The organism is Pseudomonas sp. Sample_22 (assembly GCF_004307635.1).
Classification (GTDB): domain Bacteria; phylum Pseudomonadota; class Gammaproteobacteria; order Pseudomonadales; family Pseudomonadaceae; genus Aquipseudomonas.
Genome location: NZ_RCNY01000035.1, coordinates 85,657 through 100,227 on the forward strand (window position 1 = coordinate 85,657; position 14,571 = coordinate 100,227).

Below are 14,571 nucleotides of genomic sequence, written 5' to 3' on the forward strand. Positions count from 1 at the left end.
GTTGCTGATTTATGTTCGAAAACCTCCTGCAAAATCTGGGGCTCTCCGCCTTCAGCCTCAAGGGCTTCGGTCCTTTGCTGATGGAAGGCACCTGGATGACTATCAAATTATCGGCGATGTCGCTGCTGGTGGCCGTGTTGCTCGGCCTGCTCGGCGCCAGCGCCAAACTGTCCAAAGTCAAACTGCTGCGCCTGGTTGCCCAGTGCTACACCACGTTGATTCGCGGGGTGCCGGACCTGGTGCTGATGCTGCTGATCTTCTACAGCCTGCAAACCTGGCTGACGTCGCTTACCGACTACATGGAATGGGAATACATCGAGATCAACCCGTTCAGCGCCGGGGTACTGACCCTGGGCTTCATTTACGGCGCGTATTTCACCGAAACGTTCCGCGGCGCCATCCTTGCCGTGCCGCGCGGCCAGGTCGAAGCGGCCACCGCCTATGGTCTCAAGCGCGGCCAGCGCTTTCGTATCGTGGTGTTCCCGCAAATGATGCGCTTTGCCCTGCCGGGTATCGGCAACAACTGGATGGTGATGCTCAAGGCCACCGCGCTGGTGTCGATCATCGGCCTTGCCGACCTGGTCAAGGCAGCCCAGGACGCGGGTAAAAGCAGCTATCAACTGTTCTACTTCCTGGTGCTCGCTGCGCTGATCTATCTGCTGATCACCAGTGCCTCCAACATCATTCTGCGCTGGCTCGAACGCCGCTACGCCGCCGGGACCCGGGAGGCCGTACGATGATCGAACTCCTGCAGGAATACTGGAGGGCTTTCCTCTACACCGACGGCCAGAACATCACCGGCCTGGCCATGACCCTGTGGCTGCTCAGCGCGTCGATTTTCATCGGTTTCATCGTCTCGATTCCGCTGTCCATCGCCCGGGTTTCACCGCACTTCTACATACGCTGGCCAGTGCAGTTCTACACCTACCTGTTCCGCGGTACGCCGCTCTATATCCAGTTGCTGATCTGCTACACCGGCATCTACAGCCTCGCCGCCGTGCGGGCGCAACCGGTGCTCGACAGCTTCTTCCGCGATGCGATGAACTGCACCATCCTGGCGTTCGCACTGAACACCTGCGCCTATACCACGGAAATTTTCGCCGGGGCCATCCGCAGCATGGCCCACGGTGAAGTCGAAGCCGCCAAGGCCTATGGCCTGACAGGCTGGAAGCTGTATGCCTACGTGATCATGCCTTCGGCCCTGCGCCGCTCGTTGCCCTACTACAGCAACGAAGTGATCCTGATGCTGCACTCGACCACCGTGGCCTTCACCGCAACCATCCCGGACATCCTGAAAGTCGCGCGGGACGCCAACTCGGCGACCTTCCTGACCTTCCAGTCGTTCGGCATCGCCGCGCTGATCTACCTGACCGTCACCTTTGCGCTGGTTGGCCTGTTCCGTCTCGCCGAACGCCGATGGCTGGCCTTCCTCGGGCCGACTCACTAGGGCCCAAGCTTCCTGGAATAAGACAAATGCGCCACCAGATACATGACTTGCTGGCCCCGCTGCCGGGGACAGCACGACAGATCCACAGCTTTCACTTCGGCCCTCAGCCGGCCAAAGGCAAGATCTACATTCAGTCATCCCTGCACGCCGATGAAATGCCCGGCATGCTGGTCGCCTGGCATCTCAAGCAACGCCTGACGGAGCTCGAAGCGGCCGGGCGGCTGCGCAGTGAAATCGTTCTGGTTCCGGTAGCCAATCCGGTTGGCCTGGAACAAGTGCTGATGGATGTGCCGCTGGGTCGATACGAGCTGGAAAGCGGACAGAACTTCAACCGCTGGTTCGTCGATTTGAGCGAGGAAGTCGGCAATGAGATCGAAGGCCAGCTCGGTGACGACCCCCAGCGTAATCGCGAACTGATCCGCAACAGCCTACGCAATGCGCTGGCCCGGCAGACCGCCGGCACCCAGTTGCAATCCCAGCGCCTGACCCTGCAAAGGCTGGCCTGCGACGCCGACATGGTGCTGGACCTGCATTGCGATTTCGAAGCCGTCGCGCACTTGTACACCACGCCCGAAGCCTGGCCGCAGGTCGAGCCGCTGGCGCGCTACATCGGTTCCGAAGCCAGTTTGCTGGCCACTGATTCCGGCGGGCAGTCGTTCGATGAATGCTTCACCCTGCTCTGGTGGCAGTTGAAAGAACGCTTCGGCGAACAGTTCGACATTGCGCCGGGCAGCTTTTCGGTCACGGTCGAATTGCGCGGCCAGGGCGACGTCAATCACCCGCTGGCCAGCCTCGACAGCCAGGCACTGATCGATTACCTGATTCACTTCGGTGCAATTGCCGGCGAACCGGCGCCATTGCCCGACCTGCCCTACCCGCCTACGCCCCTGGCCGGCGTCGAACCGGTGGCGACCCCCGTCGGCGGTTTGCTGGTGTTCACTGCATTGCCAGGTGAGTACCTGGAAGCCGGGCAACTGATCGCCGAAATCATCGACCCGATCACCGATCGCGTCACTGCGGTCCATTGCACTGCCGCCGGCCTGATGTACGCGCGCTCGCTGCGCCGCATGGCCACTGCCGGCATGGTCATCGCCCATGTCGCGGGCACCGAAGCCTATCGCAGCGGCTACCTACTTTCGCCTTGAGGATGCTTGTTCCATGTACAAACTGACCATCGAAGGCCTGCACAAGAGCTATGGCGATCACGAGGTGCTCAAAGGCGTTTCGCTCAAGGCCAACACCGGCGACGTCATCAGCCTGATCGGCGCCAGCGGCTCGGGCAAAAGTACCTTTTTGCGCTGCATCAACTTTCTCGAACAACCCAATGACGGCGCCATGAGCCTGGACGGCCAGGCGATCCGCATGGTCAAGGATCGCCACGGCATGCACGTCGCCGATCCCGACGAACTGCAACGGATCCGCACCCGCCTGGCCATGGTGTTCCAGCACTTCAACCTGTGGAGCCACATGACCGTGCTGGAAAACATCACCATGGCCCCGCGCCGGGTGTTGGGTTGCAGCAAGCAGGAAGCCGAAGACCGTGCCCGTCGCTACCTGGACAAAGTCGGCTTGCCGGCGCGGGTGGCGGACCAATACCCGGCATTTCTTTCCGGCGGCCAGCAGCAACGGGTGGCGATTGCCCGAGCGTTGGCCATGGAGCCGGAGGTCATGCTGTTTGACGAACCGACGTCAGCGCTGGACCCGGAGCTGGTGGGTGAAGTGCTCAAGGTGATCCAGGGCCTGGCCGAAGAAGGCCGGACCATGATCATGGTCACCCACGAAATGAGCTTCGCCCGTAAAGTGTCGAGCCAGGTGCTGTTCCTGCATCAGGGCCTGGTAGAGGAAGAAGGCGCGCCGGAAGACGTGCTGGGCAATCCGAAAAGCGAACGCCTCAAGCAATTCCTCAGCGGTAACCTCAAGTAAAACCAGCCCCATGTAGGAGCAAAGCTTGCTCGCGATAGCGGTATTTCAGTCGATATTATCCTCGCCTGAAGCACCGCTATCGCGAGCAAGCTTTGCTCCTACAGCAGACATCGCAATAAAACTTGTTGTGTTGCGTCGTGGTCACTGAAGGAACACTTTCAGAGCGCAAACCGCCGGCATGGGAACCTCCTCCAACTTTGCAAAGCAATGGTTCACCGCTCGCGGCTGGAAGCCGTTCGCCTTTCAAAAGGAAGTGTGGTCAGCGGTAAAACAGGGACACAGCGGATTGCTGCACGCCAGCACCGGCGCCGGTAAAACCTACGCGGTCTGGTTCGGCGCGCTCAATCGCTTCGCCCGCTCTTCACCTGCGGTTGAAACAACTCGCAAACGTAAACCCGTGGCCGAGCCCCTCACGGTGCTGTGGATAACCCCCATGCGCGCCCTGGCCGCCGACACCGCCCGCGCACTTGAAGCGCCGCTGCAGGCTTTGCAGATTCCGTGGAGCGTCGGCCTGCGCACCGGCGACACCAGCAGCAGTGAACGAGCGCGCCAGAGCCGGCGCCTGCCGAGCACGCTGATCACCACACCAGAAAGCCTGACCCTGATGCTTGCCCGTGCCGACGCGCAAACAGCACTTTCGACCTTGCGCATGGTGGTGGTCGATGAATGGCACGAATTGCTTGGCAACAAGCGCGGCGTGCAACTGCAATTGGCCTTGGCCCGTTTGCGTCGCTGGCGTCCCGAACTGATCGTCTGGGGCGTTTCCGCGACGCTGGGTAATCAGTCTCACGCCGAGCAGGTGCTGATCCCCAACGGCGGCGGCATCAGTGTGCAAGGGCAAACCCGCAAAGTGCTGCGGGTCGACACGCTGCTGCCCCCGGCGATCGAGCGTTTTCCCTGGGCCGGGCACATCGGGTTGAAGATGCTGCCGCAGGTGGTGGGCGAACTCGAATCCAGCGCCAGCAGCCTGGTATTTACCAACACCCGTGCCCAGTCAGAGATCTGGTACCAGGCCCTCCTCGACGCCCGGCCGGACTGGGCCGGGTTGATCGCGCTGCACCACAGCTCGTTGTCCCGCGACACCCGCGACTGGGTCGAACGCGCGCTCAAGGATGGCCAACTCAAAGCGGTGGTCTGCACTTCCAGCCTCGATCTGGGTGTGGATTTCCTGCCGGTGGAGCGGGTTCTGCAAATCGGCTCCGCCAAAGGTGTGGCGCGGCTCATGCAGCGTGCCGGGCGCTCCGGCCATGCACCGGGACGTGAATCACGGGTCACGCTGGTGCCAACCCACAGCCTTGAATTGATCGAGGCCGCCGCGGCGCAGGATGCTGTCGCGGCACGCTGCATCGAACCGCGGCTATCCCCGGTCAAGCCACTGGATGTATTGGTGCAGCACTTGGTCAGCATCGCTCTGGGCGGCGGTTTTCTCCCCGATGAGTTGTACGAAGAAGTCCGCGGAGCCTGGGCATATCGTGACCTGAACCCGGCCGAATGGGCATGGGCGCTGGCGTTCGTGCGTCATGGCGGACTCTCCCTGACAGCCTATCCGGATTACCGCCGGGTCGAGCCCGATGAACACGGTGTGTGGCGCGTGCCGGATGCACGGCTGGCCCGCAGGCATCGCATGAGCATCGGTACCATCGTCAGCGATGCGAGCATTCAGTTGAAATTCTGGAGCAAGGGCGGCGGTGGCAAACAGTTGGGCAGTGTCGAGGAGGGCTTTATTGCGCGCCTCAAACCCGGTGATGGTTTTCTGTTCGCCGGGCGCTTGCTGGAACTGGTGCGGGTAGAAAACATGACCGCGTACGTCAAACGCAGCACGGTGAAAAAAGCCGCGGTCCCGCGCTGGAATGGCGGACGCATGCCCCTATCCAATGAACTGGCAAAAGCGGTGGTCGCCCGATTCAGTGCCGCGGCGAAGGGTCATTATGTCGGCCCGCAAATGCAGGCGATGCGCCCCTTACTGCAAGTGCAACAACGGTGGTCGGGATTACCGACCGAAAACAGTCTGCTGGCCGAAGCCCTGAAGTCTCGCGAGGGCTGGCACCTTTTTCTTTTTCCCTTTGCCGGTCGCCAGGTGCATCTGGGGCTGGCCAGCCTGCTGGCGTGGCGGGCCAGTCAACGCCAGCCGCTGACCTTCTCGATCGCAGTCAATGATTACGGCCTGGAACTGCTCAGCGCCACGCCCGTCGATTGGTCGCGGCAACTCGATGCCGCCCTGTTCAGCGCCGATAATCTGTTGCAGGACGTACTGGCCAGTCTTAATGCCGGTGAACTGGCCCTGCGCCGTTTCCGCGAAATCGCTCGAATTGCCGGGCTGGTGTTCGCCGGCTACCCCGGCGCGCCGAAAAGCACGCGGCAGGTTCAGGCATCCAGCGGCCTGTTCTTCGAAGTGTTCAAACAATACGACGCGGGCAATTTATTGCTGGCTCAGGCCGGGGAAGAAGTGTTGCGGGAAGAGTTGGATATTCGTCGCCTGGAACAAACACTGGAGCGAATCAACCGGATGACATTGGACCTGCATCAGATCAAGCGACCAACGCCCCTTGGCTTTCCACTGCTGGTGGAACGGATGCGCGAAAGCATGAGTTCGGAAAAACTCGCCGACCGCATCCGACGCATGGTCAGCGATCTGGAAACAACCGCCGACACCGGGAAACCCTGATGAGTGCGCCCTATCCGATAAGCCTATGTGGAGAAGAGCTCTGGCTGCTGCCGGAAAAAGCCGTCTATTGGCCGGCTCAACAAGCGCTGTTGGTGGCCGATGTGCATTTTGGCAAGGCCGCGGCCTATCGAAGCCTGGGTCAACCTGTACCGCAGGGAACGACCCAGCAGAACATTGCCGTGCTCGATGCCCTGTTGAAGGCACTTCCCTGCCGGCAATTGATTTTTCTCGGTGACTTTCTCCACGGCCCCGGCTCTCACGCGACAGCTACGCTCCAGGCGTTGGCCCAGTGGCGAGCGCGGCATCGTGACTTGCCCATGACGCTGATCCGCGGCAACCACGATAAACGTGCCGGCGACCCACCCACCACACTGAACATTGGCGTGGTGCCTGAACCCATGTTACTGGGGCCTTTCGCTTTGCAGCACGAGCCGAACCCGTATCCTGGGCGGCATGCGCTGGCCGGGCACGTGCACCCGGTGTTTCGGCTCAACGGTCGAGGCCGGCAGCGTTTGCGCCTGGCGTGTTTCAGGATTGGCGAGACGGTCAGCCTGTTACCGGCCTTCGGCGCGTTCACCGGGGGATTTCAGGTTGAACGGGACGACAATTGCAGGATTTTTGTAATCGGCGACAACGAAATCTGGCCGGTGACCCTGTAGGAGCGAGCCTGTCGAATCGTCGCACCGTCGCGATGGACGCCAACGATGACGCGTGGCAACTGATACTGCGCGGCGTTCTCGGATTCATCGCGAGCAGGCTCGCTCCTACAGACAGCGGTCCGGTGTTGATCAGGCCACAGGCGCGGGAGGCGGTTCGTCCGGAAGCGTCGGCTCACCTGGCTCGGTAGGTTGTTCGTTGGGCGTATCAGGATCAGGCTGGCCGGGAATGCCCCCTGCCATGCTGATCGTCGGGTGTGCCAGCAAGGACCAGGCTAAAACGCCAACCTGATTGGGCTCGAGCCTTGCCAGTTCGGCACTTATTTGCGGGTCGATCTTCATAAAGCACTCCTGAGCGATGGCCCGATCTGCCTTGCGCGGATCGGAAGTACACTCCATAGAGTGTACGCTCGCTCAGGAATTCCCACGGTTTGTCGGACGGTTGACTCAGGTCCGTGGCAGGGTCACGCCACGCTGGCCCTGATACTTGCCGCCACGGTCCTTGTAGGACACTTCGCACTCTTCGTCGGATTCGAGGAACAGCATCTGCGCCACGCCCTCGTTGGCGTAGATTTTCGCCGGCAGATTGGTGGTGTTGGAAAACTCCAGGGTCACGTGGCCTTCCCACTCCGGCTCCAGCGGCGTGACGTTGACGATGATGCCGCAACGCGCGTAGGTGCTTTTACCCAGGCAGATGGTCAATACATTGCGCGGGATGCGGAAGTACTCGACGGTGCTGGCCAGGGCAAAGGAGTTCGGCGGGATGATGCACACGTCGCTGTGGATATCGACGAAGCTGCCGGCATCGAAGTTTTTCGGGTCGACGATGGCGGAGTTGATGTTGGTGAACACCTTGAAATGATTGGTGCAACGCACATCGTAGCCGTAGCTGGACACGCCGTAGGAGATCACACGGCTATCGTCGCTGCCACGCATCTGGCGCTCTACGAACGGCTCGATCATGCCGTGCTCTTGCGCCATGCGGCGAATCCACTTGTCCGATTTGATGCTCATGGCGGTGTCCTGAATAGCGAGGTGGAAAAAATCTGTCCGGCATCTTACCGGGGCGCGCCGCCGGGTTCAAAGCACTGGGCGCAATTCTCGATGATCCTGCCGAAATTACGGACCTTCGAAGCAATACGATGCACCGTCGATCACGAAAACCGAGAAACCTTCGCAAGAAGCATTGGCACGTCTCGGAAAAAGGGTTAAGGTGGCGCCACTGTGCTGCTTGTGTCACTGAGAATCTCTACACGATATGTTGAATTTCGATCCAACCATCTACAAGAATTTTTCCTGCTCTTTGCACTCAGTCTCGGCCAGGGTTCTTCCTGAGTCGCAGTTATCTTTGTTCAAGGAGTTACACCATGTCTAATCGCCAAACCGGTACCGTTAAGTGGTTCAACGATGAAAAAGGCTTCGGCTTCATCACTCCACAATCCGGTGACGACCTGTTCGTTCACTTCAAAGCTATCCAATCCGACGGCTTCAAAAGCCTGAAAGAAGGCCAACAGGTTTCTTTCATCGCTACCCGCGGTCAGAAAGGCATGCAAGCTGAAGAAGTTCAAGTTATCTAACTTGTACTTGCTTTAGCAAAAGGCCCCGCCCTCAAAAGCGGGGCTTTTTTGTGGGCGAGTGTTTTGTCGGCCAAGAGCTTTTGATTGCGCTGACGCCATCGCGGGCAAGCCTCGCTCCTGCAGATATCCAATGACTCTGTAGAAGCGAGGCTTGCCCGCGATGGGTTATAGATGTGGAAACGGGTTTACCAGGTCACACCAAATCCTGCGGTGTAGCGGGTCTTGTCCAGGTCTGCTTCTTGCGTACCATCGACGATGTCGCGTTCAGCCTTGAGATTGAGCGAAGCCCAGTCGGTCACCTTGTAGCGCAAGCCCATCTCGGCATCCAGCGCATACTCGGCCACGCCGGACAGTGGCTTGCCCACCTCGCCATTGGTGAAGAATTCGACTTTCTTGCCGATCAGATAGCGGTTGTAATCCCACTTCATTGCCACGGAATAAAAGTTGTCCTTACTACCGTCGGCAAATTGATAATCCGTGCGGTTGATCAGCGAGCCGAGGGAGAACGCCCCCAGCTCGTTATCCCAGAACTGGTAACCCGGACCGGTACCGACCGTGCGTTGACGGGACAGGTCTTCAACCTTGTCCCGCTTATAGACCAGTCGACCCTGCCAGAACCACTTTTCGGTCAGGAAGCGGTCGAGGGAGTACTCGGCCCGCCAGTTGTCCGTAGTCACCACATCGTCCTGGAACTCGCGGTTGTACTCGCCTTCCGCAATGTGGCGCCAGCGACCATGACGCGCGGATGTCTTGAAGTCGACATCGTAATCGTCGGTGTCCTTGTCGGCGCGCTGGTAATCCAGAGCTGCATCAATGTTGCCTTTCCAGACCAGATCCTCGACGACAGGCTTGGGCTTGAGCATCTGCTGAATGCTCGCCAGCTCCACCGTCTTGGGCGCATCACCGTTGGCCAGAGTTACCTTGCCATCCTCCGCCGCGTGCAGCGACTTGGCCACCTCCCCGGTGTAGGCATCCTGCTTGACCAGCAGATGTTGATCGCTCTCCAGGGTTTTCACCTTGTTCCAATCGATCGGCACGGCACCGGCATACTCGGTCTGAACCAGCAGCTTGCCGCCATCGAACAGGATGATCTTGCCGCTCAACTTGTCACCGTTCTTCAACCAGACGGTATCCGCGAGCAAAGGAGTGGAGGCACTGACGACAGCGAGGCACAGCAGGGTTCTGGACAACATAAGCAAATACAGGCTCAGGTTCGCGAAAAAAAGTCGGCATTATCCGCAGGAATAAGGCCCTAGCAAGGACTGACCCGACTATTTCTATTGAGTTCATTTCTCAATTGGCGATCGAGGATTTACTCTACGGACGGTACTGTAATTTTTTTCAGGGACTGCGCACGTGACCGAAACAGAAGCTGAACCCGAAAGCGCAGCGCAAATCCGACGCACGGCGCTCTATCTGACCCTGGCCCAAGTGCCCGAAGGCAAAGTGGTGAGCTACGGTCAGTTGGCGGAGTTGGCCGGTTTGGGCCGGGCCGCGCGCTGGGTCGGACGGACCCTGAGCCAACTGCCCGCAGACAGCAAGCTACCCTGGCACCGCGTACTTGGCGCCGGAGGGCGCATCAGCCTCCCCGTTGGCAGCCCGTCGGGGGATGAACAACGCGCGCGATTGCGCATGGAGGGCATCAGTATCCTGAATAATCGTGTTGATATTCAGCGCCATGGGTGGCGCCCGGTAGAGCACAGCGGTTAGAGTGCGCGCTTTGTTTCCGTATTTCTTGAGGCAGACTCCAGCCCATGCCCCGTAAAACCTGGCGCGCCGCGCTCGCTGCCTATGCCAGCCCCTCGACGCTTGTACTGCTATTGCTGGGTTTCGCCGCCGGCCTGCCCTACATGCTGGTGTTCTCGACGCTTTCCGTCTGGCTGCGTGAAGCCGGCGTGGCGCGCGAGACCATCGGCTACGCCAGCCTGATCGGCCTGGCCTACGCCTTCAAATGGGTCTGGTCGCCCTTGCTCGACCAATGGCGCCTGCCCTTGCTCGGCAAGCTCGGTCGTCGACGTTCCTGGCTGGTGCTTTCCCAGGCACTGGTGATCCTCGGCCTGGTCGGCATGGGCTTTTGCGACCCGCAAAAACATTTGTCCTGGCTGATCGCCATCGCTGTAGTGGTCGCGTTCGCCTCGGCGACGCAGGATATTGCGGTTGACGCCTATCGCCTGGAAATCGCCGAAGACAATCGCCAGGCTGCCCTGGCCGCCAGCTACATGTCCGGTTATCGAATCGCGGCGCTGCTGGCCACGGCCGGCGCGCTGTTCTTCGCCGAAGGTTTCGGCTCCACCGGCTTCAACTACAAGCACTCCGCCTGGGCCGGCACGTACCTGCTGTTCGGCGCCTTGATGGTTCCGGCGCTGCTGACCTCGTTGTTCATGCGCGAACCGCCCGTGCCGCTGCGCACGCAATTGCAGGCCGGACGCTACAGTTTCGTGCATCAATTGGCCTCGGTGTTCGTTCTGATCGTACTGCTGGTTTCCGTGCCGGCCATGTTCACCCAGCTCTACAACACCGACTTCGCCAGCGTGCTGTTCGAAGGTGTGAGCCCGCTTGACCTGCTGCTCCAGGACCGCGCCTTCCTGCGGGCAATCCTCTACACCACGCTCACCGCCCTGTGCCTGTCAGCCATGGGCCGTCGCGGGCTGGCGCCGGTGCTGACTCCGGTCAACGACTTCATTCTTCGCTATCGCTGGCAAGCGCTGCTGCTGCTTGGCCTGATCGCCACTTACCGGATGTCCGACACGGTCATGGGCGTGATGGCCAACGTGTTCTATATCGACCAGGGTTTCACCAAAGACCAGATCGCCAGCGTCAGCAAGATCTTTGGCCTGATCATGACCCTGGTGGGTGCCGGCATGGGTGGCCTGCTGATCGTGCGTTTCGGCATCCTGCCGATCCTGTTCATCGGCGGCGTGGCCTCCGCTGGGACCAACATCCTGTTCCTGATGCTCGCCGACATGGGTGCCAACCTGAACATGCTGGTATTGACCATTTCACTGGACAACTTCAGTTCCGGCCTTGCGACCTCGGCATTCGTGGCCTATCTGTCGAGCCTGACCAACCTCAAATTCTCCGCCACCCAATACGCCCTGCTCAGCTCGATCATGCTCTTGCTGCCGCGCCTGATCGGCGGTTACTCCGGGGTCATGGTGGAAAAATTCGGCTACCACAATTTCTTCCTGATCACTGCCCTGCTGGGTGTTCCGACGCTGGTGCTGATCGCCTTGCACTGGTTCCAGGAAAGTCGCCGCGAGGGTCCGACCCCCACACCGGAACCCGTACCGACGCAGGTAGCGGAAGAATCGTAGGAAGAATCTGCAGGAAACAACCTGGAGGGCGCAGCGATTCCCGCCCTCCCGCCACACCGCCGACCGCACGCCTGTACGACAGCGGATCTCGCCCGTACAATGCTCCGTCATTTCTCGTCATCAGCAATCGATAACGGCCAACCATGCGCACCAGTCAATTTTTGCTCGCCACACAGAAAGAAACGCCTTCCGACGCGGTCGTGATCAGCCACCAGCTGATGCTGCGCGCCGGCATGATCCGCAAACTTGCCTCGGGCCTGTACACCTGGCTGCCGATGGGCTTGCGAGTGATGCGCAAGGTCGAAGCCGTCGTTCGTGAAGAAATGAACGCCGCCGGCTCGCTCGAAGTGTTGATGCCGAGCACGCAACCGGCTGAACTGTGGCAGGAATCCGGTCGCTGGGAAGAGTACGGCCCTGAATTGCTGCGCTTCAAGGATCGCCACGGTCGCGATTTCTGCGCCGGCCCGACCCACGAAGAAGTCATCACCGATCTGATGCGCAACGAGTTGAGCAGCTACAAGCAGCTGCCGATCAACCTGTACCAGATCCAGACCAAATTCCGTGACGAAATCCGCCCACGCTTCGGTTTGATGCGCGGCCGTGAATTCATCATGAAGGACGCCTATTCGTTCCACGCTGACCAGCCGTCGCTGCAGGTCACCTACGACCGCATGCACCAGGCGTACTGCAACGTGTTTACCCGTCTGGGCCTGAAGTTTCGCCCTGTAGAAGCTGACAACGGCTCCATCGGTGGCGCCGGTTCCCACGAGTTCCACGTGCTGGCTGAGTCCGGCGAAGACGACATCGTTTTCAGCAACGGTTCCGACTACGCGGCGAACATCGAGAAAGCCGAAGCCGTGCCGCGCGAAACTTCGCGTGCCGCACCGACCGAAGAACTGCGTCTGGTCGACACGCCGAACGCCAAGACCATTGCGCAACTGGTCGAAGGCTTCAACCTGCCGATCGAGAAAACCATCAAGACCCTCGTGGTCCACGCCGAAGAGCCAGGCAAGCTGATTGCCCTGATCATCCGTGGCGATCACGAGCTGAACGAAATCAAGGCCGCCAACCAACCTGGCGTCGCCAGCCCGCTGGTCATGGCCTCGGAAAGCGAACTGCGCGACGCCATCGGCGCGGGTGCCGGTTCTCTCGGCCCGCTGAACCTGCCACTGCCGATCATCATCGATCGTTCGGTCGAACTGATGAGCGATTTCGGCATCGGTGCGAACATCGACGACAAGCACTACTTCGGCGTGAACTGGGAGCGCGACTTGCCGGTTCCAACCGTTGCCGACCTGCGTAACGTGGTTTCCGGCGACCCAAGCCCTGACGGCAAAGGCACCCTGGAAATCAAGCGCGGCATCGAAGTCGGGCACATCTTCCAGCTGGGCAACAAGTACAGCAAGGCGATGAAGTGCGAAGTACTGGGCGAGAACGGCAAGCCGGTGACCCTGGAAATGGGCTGCTACGGCATTGGCGTTTCCCGCGTGGTGGCGGCTGCCATCGAACAGAACAACGACGACAAAGGCATCATCTGGAGCGACGCGCTAGCGCCTTTCCAGATCGCCCTGGTGCCGTTGCGCTATGAAACCGACCTGGTTCGCGAAGCCACCGACAAGCTGTATGCAGAACTGACTGCCGCCGGCTTCGAAGTGCTGCTGGACGACCGCGACAAGAAAACCAGCCCGGGCATCAAGTTCGCAGACATGGAGCTGATCGGCATTCCTCACCGGATCGTGGTCAGCGACCGCGGCCTCGCCGAAGGCAACCTGGAATACAAGAGCCGTACCGAGGCCGAGCCGCAAGCGCTGCCGGTCGCCGACGTACTGCCTTTCCTTCAGGCCCGTATCCGCCGCTGAAACCAGATAGAGACGTCATGTTCAAGCGAAACACCTTAGGCCTCGGTGGTGCCGCCCTGTGCGGCGCCCTGCTGGTCAGCGGCTGTGCCAATCACATGTCACAACGCAGCGAGCACGAGGAACGTGTCGAGCGCAAATTGCTCGATCACAGCCTGCAGATCGATGTCGGTGAGCCCAAGGTGCTTGAGCTGCCGCAGCGCCGGGTGAAAATCCACGAGCAAAAGACCTTCGAAGTCACCGAGTTCGAGGTCACGCGCCATTACGATCGCTACACGCCGTACCAACCCTGGCGGGAAATCTACGAGATCCCGCTGGGCGCTGTAGCGGTGGTCGGTGGCGTCGGTGCGAACGTGGTCAATGTGTTTGCCCTGGGCAACCTTCCGGATAGCGTGACCAAGGACTGGTTCAGTTACGGCTTTGCCGGACTCAACCCGTTCATGAACACGCAATCCAATGGTCGTGCGCAACAGAACCTGGCCGGGATCGATGAGGTCCAGCTCGACAAGCGCACGGAGTACTCGAGCCTGCCATGGAGCGAGCGTCCAGTGCAGGTCAAGGCCGGCAAGGAAACCTTCGAGCTGAGCACCGACAAAAACGGCGTATTGCGTCTGAACCTGTTGGACAGCCCGTTCGCCGAACATGACCTCAATCATCTGAGCAAGCTGCAGATCAATGTCGAGGACGCCAAGGACGACGTGCATACCGACTCGTCCCTCGCCCTCAGCAATACCTTGCGTGGCAAGCTGCTCGAAGCCCACGGGTTGATTTACGACGACCTCGAAGACGACGAAGTAAGCCAGTGGGTACACCGGGTCAAGCGCCTGTCGGAATTGGGCCTGGAGGAAGAGGCCAGCGAGCTGGAACAGAGCCTGATTGAACTGACGCGCAACGACCCAGAGTTGCAGACCGAATTTCTGAAGTCGCTGACCAAGGATGCCGGGCGGCTGGTTGCGGATCCGGGGCCGAATTAAGGCCTGAAAGAATCGCGGGCAAGCCTTGCTCCTACAGGATTTATGTCGTCGCCGATATTTTGATCGACTCGAATCCTGTAGGAGCAAGGCTTGCCCGCGATAAGGCCCTGAAAATCACCGAAAAATCTAACGCTCAAACAACTCCATCAGCTCAAACCC

Annotated in this window: 14 protein-coding genes; 11 read left to right on the top strand and 3 right to left on the bottom strand. The window is 60.1% G+C overall.

Annotation, left to right across the window (positions count from 1 at the left end):
* Positions 1–11: 11 nt before the first annotated feature.
* The 6 genes from D8U73_RS10055 to pdeM all read left to right on the top strand — a co-directional run bounded on the left by D8U73_RS10055 (position 12) and on the right by pdeM (position 6,694).
* Positions 12–740 (top strand): ABC transporter permease, encoded by a 729-nt coding sequence (locus D8U73_RS10055; RefSeq protein WP_056856143.1) that lies wholly within the window; start codon positions 12–14, stop codon positions 738–740.
* Positions 737–1,447, top strand: a complete 711-nt coding sequence (locus tag D8U73_RS10060; protein ID WP_056856144.1) for an ABC transporter permease — start codon at positions 737–739, stop codon at positions 1,445–1,447. The genes D8U73_RS10055 and D8U73_RS10060 overlap by 4 nt, the downstream gene beginning before the upstream one ends.
* 26 nt (positions 1,448–1,473) lie before the next feature.
* On the top strand, positions 1,474–2,592 hold the full coding sequence (locus tag D8U73_RS10065) for a succinylglutamate desuccinylase/aspartoacylase family protein (RefSeq protein WP_130904379.1): 1,119 nt from the start codon (positions 1,474–1,476) through the stop codon (positions 2,590–2,592).
* 13 nt (positions 2,593–2,605) lie between these two features.
* On the top strand, positions 2,606–3,370 hold the full coding sequence (locus tag D8U73_RS10070) for an ATP-binding cassette domain-containing protein (protein ID WP_056856146.1): 765 nt from the start codon (positions 2,606–2,608) through the stop codon (positions 3,368–3,370).
* Positions 3,371–3,548: 178 nt separating this feature from the next.
* Positions 3,549–6,035 (top strand): ligase-associated DNA damage response DEXH box helicase, encoded by a 2,487-nt coding sequence (locus D8U73_RS10075; protein ID WP_130904380.1) that lies wholly within the window; start codon positions 3,549–3,551, stop codon positions 6,033–6,035.
* A complete protein-coding gene (gene pdeM / locus D8U73_RS10080) occupies positions 6,035–6,694 on the top strand; it encodes a ligase-associated DNA damage response endonuclease PdeM (protein ID WP_130904381.1) in 660 nt (219 codons plus the stop codon). Before D8U73_RS10075 ends, pdeM begins: the two co-directional genes overlap by 1 nt.
* A 129-nt stretch (positions 6,695–6,823) precedes the next feature.
* On the opposite strand, the gene D8U73_RS10085 is transcribed toward pdeM, so the two are convergent.
* Both D8U73_RS10085 and dcd read right to left on the bottom strand, forming a co-directional pair.
* Positions 6,824–7,033 carry a hypothetical protein gene (locus D8U73_RS10085; protein ID WP_056856149.1) on the bottom strand — a complete coding sequence of 70 codons (210 nt, stop codon included), beginning with the start codon at positions 7,031–7,033 and terminating at the stop codon, positions 6,824–6,826.
* 105 nt (positions 7,034–7,138) lie between these two features.
* Positions 7,139–7,705 carry a dCTP deaminase gene (gene dcd / locus D8U73_RS10090; RefSeq protein ID WP_007940589.1) on the bottom strand — a complete coding sequence of 189 codons (567 nt, stop codon included), beginning with the start codon at positions 7,703–7,705 and terminating at the stop codon, positions 7,139–7,141.
* Between the two features lie 353 nt (positions 7,706–8,058).
* Here dcd and D8U73_RS10095 point away from each other — a divergent pair, with 353 nt between their 5' ends.
* Complete coding sequence (locus D8U73_RS10095; RefSeq protein WP_002554837.1) at positions 8,059–8,268, top strand: cold-shock protein; 210 nt, start codon at positions 8,059–8,061, stop codon at positions 8,266–8,268.
* A gap of 185 nt (positions 8,269–8,453) precedes the next feature.
* Here the strand turns inward: D8U73_RS10095 and D8U73_RS10100 are convergent, their stop codons facing one another.
* Positions 8,454–9,461, bottom strand: a complete 1,008-nt coding sequence (locus D8U73_RS10100) for a DUF481 domain-containing protein (RefSeq protein WP_056856150.1) — start codon at positions 9,459–9,461, stop codon at positions 8,454–8,456.
* Between the two features lie 163 nt (positions 9,462–9,624).
* On the opposite strand from D8U73_RS10100, the gene D8U73_RS10105 reads away from it, so the two are divergent.
* The 4 genes from D8U73_RS10105 (at position 9,625) to D8U73_RS10120 (ending at position 14,412) form a co-directional block, all read left to right on the top strand.
* Positions 9,625–9,978 carry an MGMT family protein gene (locus D8U73_RS10105; RefSeq protein ID WP_056856151.1) on the top strand — a complete coding sequence of 118 codons (354 nt, stop codon included), beginning with the start codon at positions 9,625–9,627 and terminating at the stop codon, positions 9,976–9,978.
* Between the two features lie 44 nt (positions 9,979–10,022).
* On the top strand, positions 10,023–11,582 hold the full coding sequence (locus tag D8U73_RS10110; RefSeq protein WP_130904382.1) for an AmpG family muropeptide MFS transporter: 1,560 nt from the start codon (positions 10,023–10,025) through the stop codon (positions 11,580–11,582).
* Positions 11,583–11,725: 143 nt separating this feature from the next.
* Positions 11,726–13,441, top strand: coding sequence for a proline--tRNA ligase (locus D8U73_RS10115; RefSeq protein ID WP_056856153.1), 1,716 nt, complete (start codon positions 11,726–11,728; stop codon positions 13,439–13,441).
* Positions 13,442–13,458: 17 nt separating this feature from the next.
* On the top strand, positions 13,459–14,412 hold the full coding sequence (locus D8U73_RS10120) for a hypothetical protein (protein WP_056856154.1): 954 nt from the start codon (positions 13,459–13,461) through the stop codon (positions 14,410–14,412).
* Positions 14,413–14,571: the final 159 nt, after the last annotated feature.